The sequence below is a fragment of the Bosea sp. Tri-49 genome (assembly GCF_003952665.1).
In the GTDB taxonomy this organism is placed as follows: Bacteria; Pseudomonadota; Alphaproteobacteria; order Rhizobiales; family Beijerinckiaceae; genus Allobosea.
This window is the reverse complement of record NZ_CP017946.1, coordinates 3,091,442-3,111,460: the sequence shown is the minus strand read 5'-3', so window position 1 is coordinate 3,111,460 and position 20,019 is coordinate 3,091,442. Positions and strand designations below refer to the sequence as shown.

General features: G+C 67.3%; 17 protein-coding genes. 12 read left to right on the top strand and 5 right to left on the bottom strand.

Features of this window, described 5'->3' with window-relative positions:
• The first annotated feature begins 60 nt into the window (after positions 1-60).
• A complete protein-coding gene (locus BLM15_RS15285) occupies positions 61-555 on the top strand; it encodes a peptide deformylase (RefSeq protein WP_126113561.1) in 495 nt (164 codons plus the stop codon).
• A 12-nt stretch (positions 556-567) separates the two neighbouring features.
• Here BLM15_RS15285 and BLM15_RS15280 read toward each other — a convergent pair whose 3' ends face one another.
• Together BLM15_RS15280 and aptA are read right to left on the bottom strand one after the other, a co-directional pair.
• Entirely contained in the window at positions 568-1,671 is a 1,104-nt protein-coding gene (locus BLM15_RS15280; protein WP_126113560.1) for a serine hydrolase domain-containing protein, read from the bottom strand.
• A gap of 13 nt (positions 1,672-1,684) precedes the next feature.
• Positions 1,685-3,025, bottom strand: coding sequence for an omega-aminotransferase AptA (aptA, locus tag BLM15_RS15275; RefSeq protein WP_126113559.1), 1,341 nt, complete (start codon positions 3,023-3,025; stop codon positions 1,685-1,687).
• Positions 3,026-3,207: 182 nt separating this feature from the next.
• On the opposite strand from aptA, the gene BLM15_RS15270 reads away from it, so the two are divergent.
• The 3 genes from BLM15_RS15270 (at position 3,208) to BLM15_RS15260 (ending at position 7,522) form a co-directional block, all read left to right on the top strand.
• Positions 3,208-4,992 carry a tetratricopeptide repeat protein gene (locus BLM15_RS15270; protein WP_126113558.1) on the top strand — a complete coding sequence of 595 codons (1,785 nt, stop codon included), beginning with the start codon at positions 3,208-3,210 and terminating at the stop codon, positions 4,990-4,992.
• Positions 4,993-5,137: 145 nt separating this feature from the next.
• Complete coding sequence (locus tag BLM15_RS15265) at positions 5,138-6,580, top strand: EAL domain-containing protein (RefSeq protein ID WP_126113557.1); 1,443 nt, start codon at positions 5,138-5,140, stop codon at positions 6,578-6,580.
• Between the two features lie 84 nt (positions 6,581-6,664).
• A complete protein-coding gene (locus BLM15_RS15260) occupies positions 6,665-7,522 on the top strand; it encodes a TIGR01459 family HAD-type hydrolase (protein WP_126113556.1) in 858 nt (285 codons plus the stop codon).
• Between the two features lie 61 nt (positions 7,523-7,583).
• Here BLM15_RS15260 and BLM15_RS15255 read toward each other — a convergent pair whose 3' ends face one another.
• Positions 7,584-7,967 carry a response regulator gene (locus BLM15_RS15255; protein WP_126113555.1) on the bottom strand — a complete coding sequence of 128 codons (384 nt, stop codon included), beginning with the start codon at positions 7,965-7,967 and terminating at the stop codon, positions 7,584-7,586.
• Positions 7,968-8,243: 276 nt separating this feature from the next.
• Here BLM15_RS15255 and BLM15_RS15250 point away from each other — a divergent pair, with 276 nt between their 5' ends.
• The 8 genes from BLM15_RS15250 (at position 8,244) to mutL (ending at position 18,858) form a co-directional block, all read left to right on the top strand.
• Entirely contained in the window at positions 8,244-8,690 is a 447-nt protein-coding gene (locus BLM15_RS15250; RefSeq protein WP_442859378.1) for a MaoC family dehydratase, read from the top strand.
• A gap of 79 nt (positions 8,691-8,769) precedes the next feature.
• On the top strand, positions 8,770-9,753 hold the full coding sequence (locus BLM15_RS15245; RefSeq protein WP_126113554.1) for a bifunctional riboflavin kinase/FAD synthetase: 984 nt from the start codon (positions 8,770-8,772) through the stop codon (positions 9,751-9,753).
• Positions 9,754-9,941: 188 nt separating this feature from the next.
• Positions 9,942-12,935, top strand: coding sequence for an isoleucine--tRNA ligase (gene ileS, locus BLM15_RS15240; protein ID WP_126113553.1), 2,994 nt, complete (start codon positions 9,942-9,944; stop codon positions 12,933-12,935).
• Entirely contained in the window at positions 12,935-13,420 is a 486-nt protein-coding gene (lspA, locus tag BLM15_RS15235; RefSeq protein ID WP_126116193.1) for a signal peptidase II, read from the top strand. Before ileS ends, lspA begins: the two co-directional genes overlap by 1 nt.
• A gap of 151 nt (positions 13,421-13,571) precedes the next feature.
• The gene (locus tag BLM15_RS15230; RefSeq protein WP_126113552.1) at positions 13,572-14,228 is read left to right on the top strand and encodes a hypothetical protein; all 657 of its coding nucleotides are present in this window, start codon (positions 13,572-13,574) and stop codon (positions 14,226-14,228) included.
• 133 nt (positions 14,229-14,361) lie between these two features.
• Positions 14,362-15,672: a M16 family metallopeptidase gene (locus BLM15_RS15225; RefSeq protein ID WP_126113551.1), complete on the top strand. Its 1,311-nt coding sequence runs from the start codon at positions 14,362-14,364 to the stop codon at positions 15,670-15,672.
• 52 nt (positions 15,673-15,724) lie between these two features.
• A complete protein-coding gene (locus BLM15_RS15220; RefSeq protein WP_126113550.1) occupies positions 15,725-17,017 on the top strand; it encodes a M16 family metallopeptidase in 1,293 nt (430 codons plus the stop codon).
• Positions 17,018-17,040: 23 nt separating this feature from the next.
• On the top strand, positions 17,041-18,858 hold the full coding sequence (gene mutL / locus BLM15_RS15215; protein WP_126113549.1) for a DNA mismatch repair endonuclease MutL: 1,818 nt from the start codon (positions 17,041-17,043) through the stop codon (positions 18,856-18,858).
• Between the two features lie 12 nt (positions 18,859-18,870).
• Here mutL and BLM15_RS15210 read toward each other — a convergent pair whose 3' ends face one another.
• Together BLM15_RS15210 and BLM15_RS15205 are read right to left on the bottom strand one after the other, a co-directional pair.
• Positions 18,871-19,239, bottom strand: coding sequence for a DUF2019 domain-containing protein (locus BLM15_RS15210; protein ID WP_126113548.1), 369 nt, complete (start codon positions 19,237-19,239; stop codon positions 18,871-18,873).
• Entirely contained in the window at positions 19,236-19,967 is a 732-nt protein-coding gene (locus tag BLM15_RS15205) for a hypothetical protein (RefSeq protein ID WP_126113547.1), read from the bottom strand. Before BLM15_RS15205 ends, BLM15_RS15210 begins: the two co-directional genes overlap by 4 nt.
• Positions 19,968-20,019 lie beyond the last annotated feature (52 nt).

Below are 20,019 nucleotides of genomic sequence, written 5' to 3'. Positions count from 1 at the left end.
TGGATCGCTACGCTGTATTTGCAATGACGCTTCAATCGGGGAGCGCACTACAATACTGCGATGCCTGTACGTCTGATCCTGAGCTTCCCTGATCCGCGTCTGCGGCTGCCCGCTCCACCGGTCACGCGCTTCGATGCCGATCTGCGCGCACTTGCCGAAGACTTGCTCGACACGATGCGGGCGGCGCCCGGAATCGGCATCGCCGCGCCGCATATCGGCGTGCTGTCGCGGCTCGTGGTGCTGGAGCTGACGCCTGGAGAGGTCCGCATCTACGCCAATCCAGAGCTGGATCAGGTCTCGCGCGAAACCATGCGCCGCACCGAGGGTAGCGTCTCGATGCCGGGCGTCACCGACGAGCTTGAACGCCATGCCCGTATCCGCGTGCGCTATCAGGATCTCGACGGGAAAGAGCAGAGCGAGGATGCGGACGGCCTGCTTGCCGTCTGCCACCAGCATGAAATTGACCAGCTCGACGGCGTCTTCTGGATCGACCGCCTGTCCCGTCTCAAGCGCGACAGGCTGATCGCCCGCTACAACAAGCTGCGGCGGGGGTGAGCGGCCTGTCGGCTACTGCGCCAGCGCGCCGAAGACGAACTCGTTCGTCAGCTTGACCGGCAATTGCCAGTTGCCCGGCTTGTTGTAGTTGCCGGCGGTTACGGCGATGACGAGCTGCTGCCTGGGAGCGACGACGAGACGCTGGCCGCCATTGCCGAAGGCGCCATACCAAGGTGCGCCCGAATGGTCGCGGCCTAGATACCACTGATAGCCGTAGCCGAGCCCGTCCTTGGTCTGCGTGCGTGGCGTTAGGCTCCGCTCCAGCCACTCAGCCGGCACGATCTGCCGGCCGGCATGGCTGCCCTTGTCGAGCAGCAATTGCCCGATCGCGGCGAGATCGCGCGGGCGCAGGCGCAGGCCCGATGCCGCAGCTTCCCGGTCGTCGAGACCGTTGGTCCAGGCGAAGCGATCGATGCCGAGCGGTGCAAACAGGCGCTCGCCTGCGAACTCACCGAGCCGCTTGCCGCTGCCTTTGGCGACGAGATGTCCGAGCAATGCCGTCGCGCCGCCGCTATAGGTCCAGGCCTCGCCCGGCGGGCGTGCAATTGGCCGGTCGAGAACGAAGCGGTAGCGATCGGGTGCGTACTCCATCGCGATCTCGCTGTTACGCGGGTCGCTATAGGGCAGCGACTCGTCCCAGGCGAGACCCATGGTCATGGTCAGCACATGCTCGACCTTGAGCCGCTGCCGTTCAGCGTCGCCAGCGAGGTCGGGATAATCCGGAAAGCTCGCCAGGAGCGGCGCGTCGGGCTTCGGGGCCGACCCGTCGGCGACAGCGATGCCATAGACGAGGCCGACGATGCTCTTCGACACCGAGCGCAGATCGTGGAGCTCGTCGGCGTTGAAGGCGACGACGCCACGGCTGTCGCCCCAGATCTCGTCGGCGCCGGCAAAATAGTGCTCCAGCGCGATCCTGCCGTGCCGCAGCACGACGAGCCCGTGCAATCCGCCGAGCTCGCCTGCCGCGAAGGCCTTCTCGATCCGCTCGCTCGCATCGGGCCGGAAGCCGGCCTCTGCGAGCGGCGATGTCTGCCAGGAGCGCGCCGGTGTCTGCGCGGCTGACGGAATTGCCGTCAATGCCGCGCCGGCACCTGCCAGGAAGGCGCGCCGATCCATGGCGTGCAGCGCCTCAGTTCGCCACCGCCCGGATCACCCGGCGCAGCTTGCCGATCAGCTCCTCGACTTGGGCTTCCGTGATGATCAGCGGCGGCGAGAAGGCGATCGTGTCGGCGGCGGTGCGGACCATCAGGCCTTCATCGCGGAAGAGGCGGTCCATTGCCTCGAAGGCGCGCTTGCCGACACCCTCCGCCCGCGGCGCGAGGTCGACGGCGCCGACCAGGCCGAGCGTACGGATATCGACGACGTTGGGCTCGCCCTTCAGGCTCATCACTGCATCGGCCCAAGCGTCCTCCATCGCCCGGGCGCGCTCGAACAGGCCCTCTTCGCGATAGATGTCGAGCGAGGCGAGCGCGGCAGCGGCGGCCAGCGGATGACCGGAATAGGTGTAGCCGTGGAACAGCTCGATGACGTTGTCCGGTCCGCCCATGAAGGCGTCGTAGATGTGCTTGCGCACGATCACGCCGCCCATCGGTACCGTGCCCGAGGTCACGCCCTTGGCGAAGGTGATCATGTCGGGGATGACGCCGTAGCGCTCGGCGGCGAAGGCGAAGCCGAGGCGGCCGAAGCCGGTGATGACCTCGTCGAAGATCAAGAGGATGCCGTGCTTGTCGCAGAGTTCGCGCAGCCGCTTGAGATAGCCCTTCGGCGGCGGCAGCGCCCCGGTCGAGCCGGCCATCGGCTCGACGATCACCGCGGCGATGGTCGAGGCATCGTGCAAGGCGACGACGCGCTCGAGATCATCGGCGAAATGCGCGCCATAGTCCGGCTCGCCCTTGCTGAAGGCCTGCTTCTCGCGGTCATAGGTGTGGGCGATATGGTCGGTTCCGGTCAAAAGGCCGCCGAAGAACTTGCGGTTGTTGACCATGCCGCCGACCGAGATGCCGCCGAAGCCGACGCCGTGATAGCCGCGCTCGCGGCCGATCAGCCGGGTCTTCGAGCCTTTGCCCGAGACGTTCCAGTAGGCGAGCGCGATCTTCAGCGCCGAATCCGCTGCTTCCGAGCCGGAGCCGGCGAAGAAGACATGGTCGAGATCGCCCGGCGCCAGCGCGGCGATGCGGGCAGCGGCCGCGAAGACCTTGGGGTGGCCGTACTGGAAGGAGGGAGCGTAGTCGAGTTCGCGCGCCTGCGCCTGGATCGCCTCGATGATCGGCTCGCGGGCGTGACCGGCATTGCAGCACCAGAGGCCGGCGGTGCCGTCCATCACCGGCTTGCCCTCGGGGGTGTAGTAGAACATGCCCTCGGCCCGGGCGACCATGCGCGGATTCTGCTTGAACGACCGGTTCGCCGTGAACGGCATCCAGTAGGCTTCGAGGTCGTTCGGCGAGCTGATGGCGCGCGGCGCAGAGGTCATGATCCGGTCCCATTTAGTTTTTTAAAGCTTCCTCAACCTAGCAGCGCGGTCGGGGCTGTAAATCTGCATCGGCTCGGGGCATGCCTGCGTCCGGCGGGCGGCGGCCAGTCCGTTGATGCAAGGTGACGTAACGTCGTTTCTAGCGTAGCTTCGGCATGGGGGTAACACTGGACTACGCCCCAATGACTGAAGGCGTTGCCGGTCGGGACGGGAGCGAACCAATCGCGCCGGAGGAGATCCGCGCGGAATTGGAGCGTGTCCTAGCCTCCGACATCTTCCGCAGCGCGCCGCAGTTGACCGCGTTCCTGAGCTATGTCGTCGAGCAGGCGCTGGCCGGCCGTGCCGGCGAGCTCAAAGGCTATACCATCGCCGTCGAGGCGTTCGGCCGCTCCGCCGATTTCGACCCGCAATCCGATCCCATCGTCCGGGTCGAGGCGGGGAGATTGCGCAAGGCGCTCAACCTCTATTTCGCGGCTGACGGCATACGCGATCCAGTCCGGATCGCTATTGCGGTCGGAGCCTATGTGCCGAGCTTTACGCGACTCGCCGCGTCCGAGTCGGAGCTGACCGCAGTGGCGTCGGATGCAGGGCGGACCGCGATGCCGTCCGTCGCATCGACGCGCTTCCGGCTCTATGCCGCCGGCTCGACCGCGCTGCTGGCGGCCCTGATCGCGCTTGCCGCCTGGCATGTCTCGCGCACTGGATCGGAGCCCGGCACGACGGTGACGAAGGGGGATGCGCTCGCATCACGCCCCGCCTTGCCCGTCGCGCCTGAGCAGACGGCGTCGGAGACTGCTGCCGAGCCGGTCATGGTGGCCGCGAGCCTGCCAGTGGTCGCCGTTGTCGTCGCCGGCGACATCGTCGACCCCGCGGTCGAGGATGCGGCGCGGCTGTTCATGCGCCATCTCGTCGACACCATGGCTCGTTTCGACGACCTGCTCGTGGTCAAGACACCAGGCACGGCGCTGCGGCCGGAGGACGGGGCCGATTATGTCCTCACCCTCAACACCGCGCGGGCCGGCGACAAGGTCGAGGGCTTCGTGCGGCTCAGTGCCGCGAAGGACGGACGCATCGTCTGGACGACATCCGGCGAGCGCAACCTTGCCTCGCTTGGGAGCGGTGTGGAGCTGCGCGAAATGGCGCAGCAGCTGGCGATCCGGCTCGTCCAGCCTTACGGCATCCTGCATGCCGACCTCAGGCTGGCGACGCTGCCGCCCGCGACCAGCTGCATCTATCAGGCGCTCAACGTCCGCCGGCATATGCGAGCCGAAGACCACCTCGCTGCCCGGAACTGCCTTGATGCGCTTGTCGCGCGCGATCCCGAGTTCCACCCGGCCTGGTCGCATCTGGCGCTGCTCACCGCGGACGAATACGCCTCCGGGCTGAACGTCCGGTCCGGCTCGCCGCTCGACCGGGCGCTCGCCGCCGCGGTCAACGCCACGAGGCTGGCGCCGGTGAGTGCGCGCGCGCATCAGGCGCTGATGGAGGCGCAGTTCCTGCGCGGCATGACGGAAGAGGCGCTCAAATCGGGCCGGGAGGCCTTGACGCGCAACCCTTACGATCCCGACATCATGGCCGATCTCGGGGCGCGCTATGTCCAGCTCGATCGCGCGGCAGAAGGGTTGCCGCTGCTCGTGCGCGCCGTCGCCCTGAGCATTGGCCGCCCGTCCTGGTACGATATCTACCTGTTCCTGGCCGCCCATCTGACCGGTGCCGGCAAGCTTGCCGAGACCCAGGCTGCCTTGATCAAGTCCGACGAGACGCCGCTCGGCTTGATCGGGCGCGCCGTCGCAAGCGCCGCCGCCGACGATCGTGTCGATCTGGAGGAGGTGCTGCGATCGCTCGGGCAGGCCGAGCCGCTGTTTGCCCTCGATGCACGCCTCTATCTGACCCGCAAGGGGTTCTCCCCGGCGGCCAGCGACCGCATTCTCGCTGCCATCGGGCAGACTGGATTGCAGCCGCGTTAGCGCGGGTTCCTGTGCACTTCTCTGGACGGGCCCGCGAGATTTGCCGAAGGGCCTCGCAGTCGATGAATCAGGCCGCTATCCTGTACTAATCGCAGCTGATTCGTAGCGTCGCGTTCCCTCTCAACCCCTTGCGCGATATCGGCCCTTGGCTCGCATCCGCCTCAGCGCTCTCACTCCAGCTGCCAGCGGCGTCGCCGGCTTTTCGCTGGGCGCTGCCGCCATCCTGCTTCTGCCGGGCAATCTCGCCAATGCGCTGGGGCTTTTGAGCGCCGGGCTCGGTCTTGCCGGGGCTGCGGCTCTCGCGCGTCGGGGCCGAGCGCAGGAGCGCGAGCAGCTGCTCGCCGCGATCGGTGAGGTCAAGGCCCGTCTCGCCACCAACACCATTCGCGTCGACGCGATGGCGAAGCGCTTCGACCAGCTGCCGATGGGCGAGGCCGACGCCGCGCCGGCCAAGGCGATGCTCAATGAGCTGACGGCTGAGGTTGGCCTCCTCGGCGACCTCCTGCAACAGGTCGCGACGACCTTGGGTGAGCATGACGACCAGCTCAGCCGGATCGAGGGTCGGCTCGCCAATCCGCAGCCACAACCGGTGCGCCTCGCAGCGTTCGCGCCTGAGCCCCGCATCCCGGAGCCCCTGACCGCGAGCCGGCAGGATCCCGGCGAGATGGCGCAGCTTCGCGCCGCCGAGGAGCGCGCCGCCTTGATCAGCGAGGCGCTGGCGAAGGGGCAGGTCGAGGTCCATCTCCAGCCGATCGTCAGCCTGCCGCAGCGCCGGACGCGTGGCTACGAGGCGCTGGTCAGGCTGAGACTCGACGAGAAGACGCTGCTGCTGCCCTCTGAATTCCTGACCACGATCGAGGACCGCGGCTTCGGGCCGACCCTCGATGCGCTCGTCCTGACGCGGGCCCTCGCCATCGCCCGCCACCTCGGCAGCAAGCCCGGTGAACTCTTCGTCTCTTGCAATTTCAGCGCAGCGACCTGGAATTCGTCGCGGGCGCTGGCGGCGTTGTCGCGCATCCTGGAAAAATACCACGACCATATCGGCAACCTCGTCATCGAGGTGCCGCAGCGGGTCTTCAGGTCGCTGGAGCCGGCGAGCCTCGGCCTGCTCGGCGCTATGTCGGCGGGTGGCGTGCGCTTCGCGCTCGACCATGTCTCGGACCTGCGCTTCGACCCGGTTTCGTTGCATGATCGCGGCGTGCGCTTCGTCAAGGCTTCGGCCGCGCTGCTGCTGGCGGAGGCGCGTGGCAGCAAGCTCGTCGATATCGCCGTGGGTGATCTTGCCACTCAGCTCGCCCGCGGCTCGATCCAGCTCGTGGCCGAGGAGGTCGAGGACGATCCGATGGTCGCCGACATGCTCGATCTCGGCATCAGCTTTGGCCAGGGCATCGTGTTTTCGCCGCCGCGCCCGGTCAGGCCTGAAGTCTTCGCCGAGCCTCAGGCGGAAGCCGCTCCTGCCGCAATTCCCACGCCTGCGGCCGCTCTGGCGCCGCCCGCTTCCGCCGAAGTGGTGGAGCATCCCGCCATGGCGCCGCCTGCCGTGAAGCGCGTGCCCTTCCGCGATATCCTGCGCCGCGCCACCGCTTGAACCCTCGCTGAGGACGGAAGCGCTGGCCCGCGCCGGTGAAGCCGCGTAAACAGGCCGCGCCTGTTTGCTAGGAGCTCTTCGCCCGTGCCGTCATCGACCCGCCTTCTGTCCGGGGTTGCGCCCGTCATCGGCCTGTACGAACTTTGCCTTTGCGATATCTGGGGCGTGGTCCATAACGGCGTTGCACCCTTCGCTGCGGCTTGTGATGCCCTGGCTCGGATGCGGGCAGCCGGCATCACCGTGGTTTTGGTGTCGAACGCCCCGCGGCCGCGTTCGGAGATCGCCGTCCAGCTCGGCAAGCTCGGTGTCCCCGGCGATACCTTCGACGCGATCGTAACCTCCGGCGACGTCGCGCGCGACCTGATCGCCCATCGCGCCGGTGAACCGCTCTATCATCTCGGCCCGTCGCGTGACCTGCCGCTCATGGCCGGGCTCGATGCGCCGCGCGTCGGCCCTGCCGAGGCGCACTATATCGTCTGCACCGGCCTGTTCGACGACGAGACCGAGACGGCAGAGACGTATGCCGATCAGCTCGCCGATTTCGCTCGCCGCGACCTGACGCTGATCTGCGCCAATCCGGACCTCGTCGTCGATCGTGGCGGGCGCATCGTGCCCTGCGCGGGCTCGCTCGCGGTGGCCTATGAGAAGCTCGGCGGGAAGGCGATCTATGCCGGCAAGCCGCATGCGCCGATCTATGATCTCGCCATCCGCCTCGGCCAGGAACTGCGCGGCGAGACGGTCGAGAAGGCGCGTATCCTGGCGATCGGCGACGCGATCCGCACCGACATCGCCGGCGCAGCCCAATACGGCCTCGCTTCGCTGATGTGTGTGGCCGGTATCCATGCCGGAGAGATGGCAGGCTTGACGAATGAAGCGCTGCAGGGCTGGTTCGGCCGCCAGAGCCACCGGCCGGACTACGCCATGCCACATTTGGCTTGGTGAGCGAGCATGCTCTGGCGCGAATTCTGATCGTTCGACCGCTCCGGTCGAACGGAAAGCGCGCTCAGGCGGCGCAGGCCGCCTCGATCTTCGATTTCAGCGTCTGCGCGTTGAACGGCTTGACGATGTAGTTGTTCACGCCGGCCTTCTTGGCGGCGATGACGTTCTCGGTCTTCGATTCCGCCGTGACCATGATGAACGGCGTCTCGGAAATGGCGTCCTCGTTGCGGACCTGGCGCAGCAGCTCGTAGCCGGTCATCGGCTCCATGTTCCAGTCCGAGATCACCAGCCCGTACTTCTTGTCGCGCATCTTGGCGATCGCGGCAGTGCCGTCGGAAGCATCGTCGACATTCTCGAAGCCGAGCTGCTTCAGGAGGTTACGGATGATCCGCACCATCGTCTGATAGTCGTCCACTACCAGGATCGGCATTGACGGATCGACAGCCATGACGGCGCTCCAAGCAAGTAGTCTGCGGCGCCGACGATGCCGACGCGGGCCGCTCTCGCAGAGAGGCGACCTTTGGTCAACTGTGATAGGCGGGCGACGTTTCAAAGCCGTTAACCCGGTCGCCGAGTGACCTTGCGGCATACGACCTTTGGGGGAGACCGGAACAACGGAACAGGCACCAAAGTTCAATGGTGCGGTGCAGCGAACTGTGAGACGCTTCCTGCTCAGTTCCGGACGCAGGCGGTCTTCGCCGTGCTGCAGAAGCGAAACCAACCGATGATGACCAGCACGCTCTATCAAGTTCACGCTTTCGAGGATCTGGTCGTCGGCCAGCGCGAGAGCCTGATGCGCACGGTGATGGAGCGCGATATCTCGCTCTTTGCCGATCTGTCCGGCGATGCCAACCCAATCCATCTCTGTGACCGCTATGCCGCCTCGACCAAGTTCGGCCAGCGCATCGCCCACGGCATGCTGACGGCGAGCCTGGTCTCGGCCCTGCTCGGCACGCGCCTGCCCGGGCCGGGCGCGGTCTATCTCTCGCAGACACTCAATTTCCTCGCGCCGGTGAAGATCGGCGATGTCGTCACTGCCAGCGTCGAAGTGGTCGAGCTTGTGGCGGACCGCCGCCGTGCCCGGCTGTTCTGCGAATGCCTGGTCGATGGCAAGGCCGTGCTGGAAGGCGAGGCCTGGGTGGCGTTGCCACGCGCGGTGGCAAAGGGCTGAGGCCCGGCCTTGACGCTCCCCGCCGCTTAGGGCCAAACACGGCGCTAGCCGGGGCTTCCCGGCGCCGACCTTGCGTTCCATGACCTCATCTTCCGACGCGCCGCGATCCGTTGCGCAGCCCGTCTTCGTCCTAGAACCCGGCAAGCCGGTGCCGGCCGAGTTGCGCGGCCGCGTGCTGGCGCTCGGCAATTTCGACGGTGTCCATCGTGGCCATGCCGAGCTCGCGCGCGTCGCCGGCGAGATGGCGGCCGCGCAGAGAACGCAGGCCGCGGCACTGACCTTCGAGCCGCATCCGCGCACCGTGTTTCGGCCGGAGCAGCCCGTGTTTCGCCTGACGCCGGAGCCGATCAAGGTCGCGCTGCTCGCCGGCCTCGGGCTTTCACCCAGCTTCATCATAGCCTTCGATCGCGCGATCGCCGGCATTCCGGCCGAGGCCTTCGTCGACGAGTTGCTGCTCGGCCAGCTCGGCGCTGCCGGTCTCGTCTGCGGTTATGATTTCCACTTCGGCAAGGGCCGCACCGGCTCACCCGAAATGCTGCAGGCCCGTGCCGGCCATGCCGGCATTCCCGTTGCCGTCGTGCCGCCTTTCGCCTTCGAGGGCGAGCCTGTCTCTTCGACCTTGGTGCGCGCCGCGCTCGAAGCCGGCGACGTCGGCCATGCCGCGGCGCTGCTCGGCCGGCCCTGGTTCGTGCGCGGCGAGGTCGCCCATGGCGACAAGCGCGGCCGCGATCTCGGCTATCCAACGGCGAACATGCATCTGGCTCGCGATTGCCGCCTGCGCTTCGGCATCTATGCGGTCCGGATGAAGATCGACGGTGTCTGGCGTGATGGCGTCGCCAGCTTCGGCAGCCGCCCGACCTTCGACGACGGCGCGCCCCGGCTCGAAACCTTCGTCTTCGACTTCTCTGGCGATCTCTACGGCAAGACCGTCGATGTCGCCTTCGTCGCCTTCCTGCGCGGCGAGGCGAAGTTCGATACGCTTCCCGCACTGATCGTGCAGATGGATGCCGACAGTGCGGGCGCGCGCGACATCCTGGCGAAAACGCCGGCCTTCCTTCCCTGACGAGGCTTTGCTAGAAGCCGCTCATGTCCGCTCCGCACCTTGTTCCGCCTCGGCGAATTACCGGCCCGGCTGCCGCCCTGCGCTGATGCGCGGGCGTTTGCGCAGGCCGGGACGACGATCGCTTCCCCGTGACATTCCAGGATGGGCGCGCCGCGCCTAAGCCGCCATCCGCACTGCCGAGCCGGATCATGACCGACAAGACCGCCGAGAAGCCCGAGACCACCGATTATTCGCAGACGCTGTTCCTGCCGCAGACGGAATTCCCGATGCGCGCCGGCCTGCCGCAGCGCGAGCCCGAGCTGCTCGCCCGCTGGGCCAAGATGGACCTCTACCGCAAGCTGCGCGAGGCCGGGCAGGGCCGCGACCGCTTCGTCCTGCATGACGGCCCGCCCTATGCGAACGGCAACATCCATATCGGCCATGCCCTCAACAAGGTGCTGAAGGATCTGGTGACGCGCTCGCAGCAGATGCTCGGCTACGACTCGAACTACGTGCCGGGTTGGGACTGCCACGGTCTGCCGATCGAGTGGAAGATCGAGGAGCAGTACCGCGCCAAGGGCCTGAACAAGGACGACGTGCCGGTCGTGGAGTTCCGCAAGGAATGCCGCGTCTTCGCCGAGAAATGGGTCGATATCCAGCGCACCGAGTTCAAGCGGCTCGGCGTCGAGGGCGACTGGGACGATCCTTATCTGACCATGGCTTATGGCGCCGAGGCGCAGATCGCTCGCGAGATCATGAAGTTCGCCGAGAACGGCCAGCTTTATCGCGGCTCCAAGCCGGTGATGTGGTCGGTGGTCGAGAAGACCGCTCTGGCCGAGGCCGAGGTCGAATACGAGGAGCATACGAGCGATACGATCTTTGCGGCGTTTCCGCTGCTCGGCTCGGGGCCGCTCGCCGGCGCGTCGGTGCTGATCTGGACGACGACGCCCTGGACGATCCCGGGCAACCGCGCGATCTCGTTCCATAACAAGATTGCCTACGGCCTCTACCGGATCACTGCCGCTCCCGAAGGCAACTGGGCCAAGGTCGGCGCGAGCTATGTGCTGGCCAAGAACCTCGCCGAGTCGGTGTTCAAGACCGCCAAGGTCGAAGCCTACGAGCTGGTGCGCGACGTCGCTGCCAGCGACCTTGCCGGTCTGGCCGCCGCCCACCCGCTGCGCGGCCAGGGCTATGATTTCGACGTGCCGCTGCTTGATGGCGACCATGTCACCGACGATGCCGGTACCGGCTTCGTCCATACCGCGCCGGGCCATGGCCGCGAGGACTTCGACGTCTGGACCGCCAATGGCCGCATGCTCGCCGAGGGCGGCATCGAGACGCGCATCCCTTACACCGTCGATGCCGATGGCCGCTTCACCAAGGAGGCTCCGGGCTTCGAGGGTGCGCAGGTCATCACCGACAAGGGTGAGAAGGGCAACGCCAACGAGGTCGTGATCAAGGCGCTCGCCGCTTCTGGCAACCTCGTCGCGCGCGGGCGGCTCAAGCACCAGTATCCGCATTCATGGCGCTCGAAGAAGCCGGTGATCTTCCGCAATACGCCGCAATGGTTCATCGCCATGGACAAGGCCTATGGCGACGCCGGCGCGCCCGATCTGGAAGCTCCCGCACCGACCGCCGGCGGCAATGCCGACACGCTGCGCAACCGCGCGCTCAAGGCGATCAAGCAGACCGAATGGGTTCCCGCCGCCGGCGAGAACCGCATCAACGGCATGATCGCCAACCGGCCGGACTGGGTGGTCTCGCGCCAGCGCGCCTGGGGCGTGCCGATCACCGTCTTCGTCGACAAGGAGAGCAAGGAAATTCTCCTCGACCCGAAGGTCAACGCCGCGATCGCCGAGGCCTTCGAGCAGGAGGGTGCCGACGCCTGGTTCACCGACACCGACGGCGCGCGCTTCCTCAAGCCTTTTGGCTACGACCCGGCCCTGTACGAGCGCGTCACCGACGTGCTCGACGTCTGGTTCGATTCAGGCTCGACCCACGCCTTCACGCTGGAGAAGCGCGCCGATCTCAAGACCCATCGCGTCGTCGATGGTGGCCGCGACAAGGTGATGTATCTCGAAGGCTCGGACCAGCATCGTGGCTGGTTCCATTCGAGCCTGCTCGAAAGCTGCGGCACCCGTGGCCGCGCGCCCTTCGACGTGGTGCTGACCCACGGCTTCTGCCTCGACGAGAAGGGCGAGAAGATGTCGAAGTCGAAGGGCAACGTCACCGCGCCGCAGGACATCATCAAGGACTCGGGCGCCGACATCCTGCGCCTCTGGGTGGCGGCGGCCGACTATTCCGACGACCTGCGCATCGGCAAGGAGATCCTCAAGACCTTCGTCGAGACCTATCGCAAGCTGCGCAACACCATGCGCTGGATGCTCGGCACGCTCGCGCATTTCGACGAGGCGATCCGCATCTCCGAGCCGGCCTCGATGCCGGAGTTGGAGCGGCTGATGCTGCACCGGCTCGCCGAACTCGGCCCGCAGGTCGAGGAGGCCTACCGGACCTATGACTACAAGAAGGTCGTGACCCTGCTCTCGCAGTTCATGAACACCGAACTTTCGGCCTTCTATTTCGACGTCCGCAAGGATGCGCTCTATTGCGACCCGCGCTCCAGCCATGTCCGCAAGAGCGCTCTGACCGTGGTCGACCAGCTCTTCCGCTGCCTGACGACCTGGCTCGCTCCGATCCTGGTCTTCACCGCCGAGGAAGCCTGGCTCGAACGCTACCCCGACGCCAAGGCCGGCGAAGCCTCCGTCCATCTCGAACTCTTCGCCAAGGCGGACGAGGCCTGGCTCGACTCGGAGCTGGCCGAGCGCTGGGCCAAGGTCCGCCGCGTGCGCCGCGTGGTCACCGGGGCGCTCGAGCTGGAGCGCGCCGCCAAGCGCATCGGCTCCTCGCTGGAGGCTGCGCCGATCGTCCACATCGCGGATCCCGATCTGCGCGCGGCGCTGAGCGGGCTCGACCTCGCCGAGATCTGCATCACCTCCGGCGCGAAGATCGCGGACGGGGAAGGACCGGCCGATGCCTTCCGCCTGCCCGACGTGCCTGGCGTCGCGGTCGTGCCGGCGCGGGCCTCGGGCATCAAATGCGCCCGCTCTTGGAAGTATTTCGACCCGGCCACGGCCGAGCCGGGCTTCCCCGAGGTGACGCCGCGCGACGCCAGAGCGCTGCGCGAGCTCGGGCGCGCGGCATGATGCCGGCCCGCCGCCTCGGCGTCTGGATCGTCGCACTCACCTTCGTGCTCGACCAGGCGCTGAAGCTCTGGCTGCTCTTCGGCGCGCGCCTCGCCGAGGAGGGGCCGTTCCAGCTCGCCTCCTTCCTGGAGATCGTGCTCGCCTGGAATCGCGGCATCTCCTACGGCCTGTTCCAGCAATCGACCGATATCGGCCGCTGGGCGCTGGTCGTGCTCTCCATCGTCGCGGCGATCTGGCTCTGGCGCTGGATGTGGCGCACTGACGACAGACTCACCGTGGTCAGCCTCGCGCTCATCATCGGCGGCGCGCTCGGTAACGGGCTCGACCGCATCGTCTACGGCGCCGTCGTCGACTTCGTGCATGTCCACGTCGGCAATTTCAGCTGGTACATCTTCAACATCGCCGACGCGGCGATCGTCTTCGGCGTGCTCGGACTGCTCTACGAGTCGCTGCGCCCGGGTGCGGACCGCTCCAAGCCGGCCTGACAGAGCCGCTTAGAACCGGCTGGCCACAGACCATTTACAGCAATCCGGCAAAAGGGCTCCCGATTTTGCCGGATATGGGTTAAAAGGCCCGCCATGCTTTTGCCGCGCCGCTGATCCATGACAGCGGCCGACATCCGTACGGAGAGGTGAAATGGCTTATCGGATCCGCGCTTCGCGCATGCTGCTCGCGGGCGGCCTGTTGCTGGCGGTGACCCCCGCTTTCGCCCAGGAAGGCATGCTCTTCCAGAATCTGGTGAAGGGCATGGGCCTGTTCGGCACCGACAAGGCTGACATCGAGTACAAGCAGCGCGCCCCGCTGGTCGTACCGCCGTCCTCCTCGCTCCCCAAGCCGCAGGAGGCCGGCGCCAACCGCAGCGCTGCTTGGCCGGATGATCCGGACGTCGCCCGCCGCAAGGCCGAGCGCGACAGTTCCAACATCCTGTTCTCGAACACCGAATCCTATCGCGCCAACACCAGGCCGCTGCTGTCGCAGGAAGAGCTTCGGCGCGGGCGCGTCACCGGCCGCGGCAACGGGCCGGAAGGCATCGTCGAGGACCACAATGTCGGCAACAACCAGATCGGGCCGATCCGGGTCGGCCGCGAGATGGCGGCGCGGCAGGCCCAGACCGACGTTTCGAATCTGGCCTATGGCAGCGAACCGCGTCGGCAATATCTGCACGAGCCGCCATCCGGCTATCGTCGCCCGGCTGGCACTGCGCCTCTCGGCCCGGGTGCGTCCGGCCCGCAGGAGGACAAGCAGGCGGTTGGCCAGCGCGAATTCCTCACTGGCCAGAAGGTCTATCAGTAGGCGCTATCGCCGCAACTGGCCGCGTTGGTTTTCCGGCGCAGCCAGCCTATCTATGAGCGAGCCTTTCCCCGGCTCGGGTCCTTGCGGGCCCGGGCCGGATTGCTATCGAGCCAGCGCAGGAGCCCATCCCGATATGACGGTTCACACCCCGCCCGGCCAGGTTCCGTCCGGCAACGCAGCCAGCCCGGTCGAATCCTTTCGGCTTCCCAACGGGCTGGAGATCGTCGTCGCGCCCGATCATCGCGCGCCCGTCGTCACCCATATGGTCTGGTACCGCAACGGCTCAGGCGATGATCCGGCCAGCAAGTCGGGCATTGCGCACTTCCTCGAACACCTGATGTTCAAGGGCACGGCAAAATGGCCAGCGGGCGAATTCTCGAAGATCGTCGCCGGCTATGGCGGCCAGGAGAACGCTTTCACCTCCTACGACTACACCGCCTATTTCCAGCGCGTGCCCAAGGAACACCTGCGCGCGATGATGGATTACGAGGCCGACCGAATGACCGGCCTCGCCTTCGACGAGAGCGTGGTCGCGCCCGAGCGCGACGTCGTGCTGGAAGAGCGGCGCATGCGCGTCGATGCCGACCCGGCCGCCCAGCTCGGCGAGGAGTTCTCCAGCGCGCTCTATGTCCACCACCCGTATGGCACGCCGGTCATCGGCTGGGAGCATGAGATCGAGGAGCTCTCCCGCGACGACGCATTCGCCTATTATCAGCGCTTCTACACGCCGGAGAACGCCATCCTGGTTGTCGCCGGCGATGTCGAGCCGGCAGAGGTGCTGCGCCTGGCGCAGGAAACCTATGGCTTGATCCCGGCCCGCGGCGAGGCCCCGCGCCGCAAGCGCCCGGCCGAGCCGGAGCCGCGCGCCGCCCGCCGTGTCGTGCTCAACGACCCGCGCGTGCAGCAGCCTTCGCTGCGCCGGGCCTGGCTGGCGCCGACCTATGTCTCGCCCGAGCGCGGCGAGGCCTTCGCGCTGGAGCTCGCCGCTGAGATCCTCGGCGGCGGCACGACCTCGCGGCTCTATCGCAAGCTCTGTGTCGAGCAGGAGCTCGCCGCCGGCGCCGGCGCCTATTTCATGGGCTCGATGGTTGATCGCTCGACCTTCCAGCTTTCGGTCAGCCCGCGCCCGGGGGTCGAAATGACGGCACTCGAAGCCGGACTCGACGTCGCGCTCGCCGCCTTCATCGCCGAAGGGCCGACCGAGCTCGAGCTCACCCGCGCCCGCACCCGGCTGGTGGCCGAGACGGTCTTCGCCCGCGACAGCCAGTCCTCGCTCGCCCGCATCTTCGGCTCGGCGCTCGCCGTGGGCGAGACCGTCGAGGACGTGCTGCTCTGGCCGCAGCGCGTCGAGGCGGTGACGCGAGAGCAGGTTACCGAGGCGGTCCGGCGCTATCTCAAACCCGACCGCTCGGTCACCGGCCTGCTCCTGCCAGCCGCCGCCTGACACCGCGCTGAAGCCATTACGGCGGGCTCCGGTCCGCCATCGAGGATTGCTGATGACCGTTTCGCTCGCTCCCGCCATCGCCTCTCCCGGCCCCTCGCTCGCCGTACAGCGCGTCACCGCCGCCTGCGGTGTCGAGGCCTGGCTGGTCGAGGAGCACAGCCTGCCGCTGCTCGCCCTCGACTTCGCCTTCGACGGCGGCGCCAACCGCGATCCGGCCAATGCAGCCGGCAGCGCCAACCTCGTCTCCGGCCTGCTCGACGAGGGGGCCGGCGATCTCGACGCCGAGGCCTTCCAGGGCCGGCTCGCCGACCACGCCATCAACCTTTCCTTCGATGCCCGCCGCGACGACTTCCACGGCCAGCTCCAGACGCTGTCGCAGCATCGCGAGGTGGCGTTCGAGCTGCTCGGCCTCGCCCTCAACGCGCCGCGCTTCGACGCCGACGCTGTGGCGCGCGTCAAGGCGCAAGTGATCGCCGGCCTGCAGCGCCAGGCGCAGAACCCGGATGTGATCTGCCGCAACGCGCTCTTCGCCGCGGCCTTCCCCGGCCACGCTTATGGCCGCCCGGAACGTGGCGATGTCGCCAGCGTCGGCGCGATCGAGGCCGGCGCGCTGAAGGCACTGACGCGCGATCTTTTCACCCGTGGCGGGCTCAAGGTCGTCGCGGTCGGAGACATCACCGCAGGCGAGCTGGCGTCACGGCTCGATGCCCTGTTCGGCGCCTTGCCGGCCGGCGCGCCGCGCCGCGAGCCGGCTGCGCCATTGCCGATCGCCGATCTCGGCCAGACCCATGTCGTCGATCTCGACGTGCCGCAGACCGTGCTGCGCTTCATCGGCCCCGGCCTGATGTGGGACGATCCGGATTTCATCGCCGCGACCGTGCTGAACCATATCCTCGGCGGCTCGGCCTTCACCTCGCGCCTGTTCATGGAAGTGCGCGAGAAGCGCGGCCTCGCCTATGGCGTCTCCTCCAGCCTGATGCCGCTGCGCCAGACCGGCTTCCTCGTCGGCGGCACCTCGACCCGCAATGACCGCGTCGCGGAGTCGATGAGTGTGATCCGCGAGGAGATCGCCAAGCTCGTGAGCGAAGGGCCGAGCGAGCATGAGGTCGAGGAGGCCAAGCGCTATCTGATCGGCTCCTATTCGCTGCGCTTCGACACCTCGCCGAAGATCGCCGGCGAACTGCTCGGCCTTGCCATCCGGGGCGAGCAGCCGGACTTCGTCGAGACGCGCAATCAGCGTTTCGCCGCCGTGACCCTGGCCGATGTCCGGCGCGTCGCCCAGCGCCTGTTCGGCGAGGGCAAGCTGCTCGTCCAGGCCGTCGGCCGCCCAGTCGGGTTGGTCTGATCTAACCCGCCAAAGGCGCACTTGTGAGCATTCGCCGCCTCGATCCCGTCCTGGTCGACCGCATCGCCGCCGGCGAGGTGATCGAGCGGCCGGCCGCGGCGGTGAAGGAGCTGGTCGAGAACGCGATCGACGCCGGCGCCGCCAGCATCGCCGTCACGATCCGGGCCGGCGGGCGCGAGTTGATCCGCGTCGTCGACGACGGCAGCGGCATGAGCCCGGAGGACCTGGCCCTCTGCGTCGAACGCCACGCCACCTCCAAGCTCCCGGACGGCGACCTCTTCGCCATCCGCTCGCTAGGCTTCCGCGGCGAAGCCTTGCCGTCGATCGGCTCGGTGGCGCGGCTCTCGATCACCACCCGCCAGCGTGATACCGCGCAGGGCTCGGCGCTCGTGGTCGAGGCTGGAGCCAAAGGGCCGGTGCGGCCCGCAGCAGCCGCGTCCGGGACCCGGATCGAGGTCAGCGACCTCTTCATCTTCACGCCCGCCCGCCTCAAATTCCTGAAGAGCGATCGGGCCGAGGCGCAGGCCGTCTCCGATATGCTGCGGCGGCTCGCCATCGCCCATCCGGAGGTCCGCTTCTCGCTCGAGGGCGAGTATGCCGGCGCCTTCGACTGGCCGGCCGAGCCGATCGGTGCCGAGGGCCGTTTGCGCCGGCTCGGGCGAGCGCTCGGCCGTGACTTCCCGGAGAACGCCTTGCCGGTCGAGACCGAGCGCGAGGGCGTCCGGCTGTCGGGCTTTGCCGGCCTGCCGACCTTTCATCGCGGCACCTCGGCTGGCGTCCACATGGCGGTCAATGGCCGCCCGGTGCGTGACAAGCTGCTGCTCTCGGCCGTGCGCGGCGCCTATGCCGACGTCGTGCCCTCCGACCGGCACCCGGTGCTCTATCTCGACGTGCTCTGCGATCCCGCCGTCGTCGACGTCAACGTCCACCCGGCCAAGAGCGAGGTCCGCTTCCGCGATCCGGCGCTGGTGCGCGGCCTCGTGGTCTCGAGCCTCAAGGCCGCGCTCGCCGGCGCTGGCCACCGCGCCACCACCACCGGCGGCGCCCGCACGCTCGACGCCTTCCGCGCAGTCTTCTCGGGCGGCGGATTCGGCGGCGGGCCAGCGACGATCCAGCGCCCGAATTTCGGTAGCGTCGCCGACTGGCGTAGCCCTGAGCCGGCCACTCCTGCCCAGCCGATGCAGGCCGGCTTCGCCGATCTCGCCATGCCCTCGGCCGATGCGAGAGCCCATCTGTCCGAGCCGCCGCAGGACGCGCTCGACCGGCCGCTCGGCGCGGCGCGCGCCCAGGTCCACGGCACCTATATCGTCGCCCAGACCCGCGACGGCATGGTCATCGTCGACCAGCACGCCGCCCATGAGCGCCTGGTCTATGAACGCCTCAAGGCCGAGCGGGCGAAAGCCGGCATCGCCCGCCAGCCCATGCTCCTGCCCGAAGTGGTCGAGCTCGATCCGGTCGATGCCGACCGGCTCAACGCCGCGGCGGCCGATCTCGCCTCGCTCGGCCTCGTCATCGAGAGCTTCGGCCCGGGCGCCGTGCTGGTCCGCGAGGCGCCGTCTGCCATCGCTGGCGGCAACCTGCAGGGCATCGTCCGCGACGTCGCCGATGCGCTCGCCGAGCATGGCGATGCCGGCTCGCTGGAGCGCCGGCTCGACTATGTGCTGGCGACCATGGCCTGCCACAATTCGGTCCGCGCCGGCCGGCGCCTCCGCCCCGAGGAGATGGACGCGCTGCTGCGCGAGATGGAGGCGACGCCGAATTCCGGCCAGTGCAATCACGGCCGGCCGACCTATGTCGAATTGAAGCTCAGCGACATCGAGAAGCTGTTCGGGAGAAGGTAGGGACAGTCCAAGTCAGGTGGGTTTGGATTCGCCGCTATCGAGAAAATAGAGGGTCATGCCCGCGTGGCCGGCTTGCGGGTACCATTTTGAGTCTTTGATTGCCTGAATCTCTCGGCGAGCAGACGCATAGTCTACGGCAAGGTTTGCTTCAGCAGCGGAAAGCCGAACTTGCATATTCGGGTGACCGAACAGCCTCATGAGTTCATAGCGTTGGTCACCGGGCCGCGATTTGAGCTCCATTTCGAGGTCGTGGATTCGCCAGACCAGGCGATTGACGCGTGCTTGCTCCTCGCGCTCCATCGCGTTGTATTGTTCGATGCAGAGTTGCTCGAAAAGATTGACGATTTGGCCGTTCGACAGGGTTCGGAGGTCCTTCTTCATTTGAGCACTCCGAATTCGCGCATCGCTAGGTTTCCAACACGGACATGCTCGGACCAGTCCTTCCCGCGTAGATAATTCCGTGGCGTCTGCATGCCGAAGTTTTTGTTCGGCTGGTTGTACCAGCCTGTAATCTCATGATGCTTGTATTTGGGCACGCTGACCACATTGTCGGCACCGTCGATCTGCGAGCGTGAGAAGCCTTCGCGCCCACCAGCGCCTTGCTCGACGATGTGATGATCCTCATAGCCCGGACGTCGTTTACCGGCATTTTGCTGGAGCTCTGAAAGTGTTTTCGGCGCATCCTGATAGGACGTGATCGACGGGATTTCGGAGTAGTGCTCGGCAGCCTCGATTATCGTGATGAGAACACCGATCTGGCCGGCTCGCCGTAGTATTTGCTTCGCCAGTTCCTTGGCGGCCTGCGTGCGCGAGGCCTTGTCTTTCGGCGGCTCCTTGGGAGGCTCCGGCGGCTCGAGCGGAGGGCCGCCATTGTCGCCTATGCCTGGCTGCCGGCCTTGGGCATAGCCTTCGACATAGATCCATTGCCCGCCGCCCGGCCCGCCTCCGGGCGCGCGTGGCTGATCGGGATTGAAGCCAGCCTTTTCAGCGAACGCTTGCAGGCGGGCGAAGGCCGCCATCATGCGCTCGCCGGCGATATGGCAGGCCAGCGCGCGGACGCTCAGCGGTCTTGGGCGAGCTGATTGGGAAAGCGAGTGTTTGGGAAGCATCCGTGCGCATCTCCGCGACGGATACGGAGATTAAGCGCGAAAATCGGGCCGG

Bases quoted from the DNA above. Each gene is read 5' to 3' on its own strand.
- BLM15_RS15285 (WP_126113561.1), top strand. From the start codon at position 61: ATGCCTGTACGTCTGATCCTGAGCTTCCCTGATCCGCGTCTGCGGCTG.
- BLM15_RS15280 (WP_126113560.1), bottom strand. From the start codon at position 1,671: ATGGATCGGCGCGCCTTCCTGGCAGGTGCCGGCGCGGCATTGACGGCA.
- aptA (WP_126113559.1), bottom strand. From the start codon at position 3,025: ATGACCTCTGCGCCGCGCGCCATCAGCTCGCCGAACGACCTCGAAGCC.
- BLM15_RS15270 (WP_126113558.1), top strand. From the start codon at position 3,208: ATGACTGAAGGCGTTGCCGGTCGGGACGGGAGCGAACCAATCGCGCCG.
- BLM15_RS15255 (WP_126113555.1), bottom strand. From the start codon at position 7,967: ATGGCTGTCGATCCGTCAATGCCGATCCTGGTAGTGGACGACTATCAG.
- BLM15_RS15250 (WP_442859378.1), top strand. From the start codon at position 8,244: ATGATGACCAGCACGCTCTATCAAGTTCACGCTTTCGAGGATCTGGTC.
- BLM15_RS15245 (WP_126113554.1), top strand. From the start codon at position 8,770: ATGACCTCATCTTCCGACGCGCCGCGATCCGTTGCGCAGCCCGTCTTC.
- ileS (WP_126113553.1), top strand. From the start codon at position 9,942: ATGACCGACAAGACCGCCGAGAAGCCCGAGACCACCGATTATTCGCAG.
- lspA (WP_126116193.1), top strand. From the start codon at position 12,935: ATGCCGGCCCGCCGCCTCGGCGTCTGGATCGTCGCACTCACCTTCGTG.
- BLM15_RS15230 (WP_126113552.1), top strand. From the start codon at position 13,572: ATGGCTTATCGGATCCGCGCTTCGCGCATGCTGCTCGCGGGCGGCCTG.
- BLM15_RS15225 (WP_126113551.1), top strand. From the start codon at position 14,362: ATGACGGTTCACACCCCGCCCGGCCAGGTTCCGTCCGGCAACGCAGCC.
- BLM15_RS15220 (WP_126113550.1), top strand. From the start codon at position 15,725: ATGACCGTTTCGCTCGCTCCCGCCATCGCCTCTCCCGGCCCCTCGCTC.
- BLM15_RS15210 (WP_126113548.1), bottom strand. From the start codon at position 19,239: ATGAAGAAGGACCTCCGAACCCTGTCGAACGGCCAAATCGTCAATCTT.
- BLM15_RS15205 (WP_126113547.1), bottom strand. From the start codon at position 19,967: ATGCTTCCCAAACACTCGCTTTCCCAATCAGCTCGCCCAAGACCGCTG.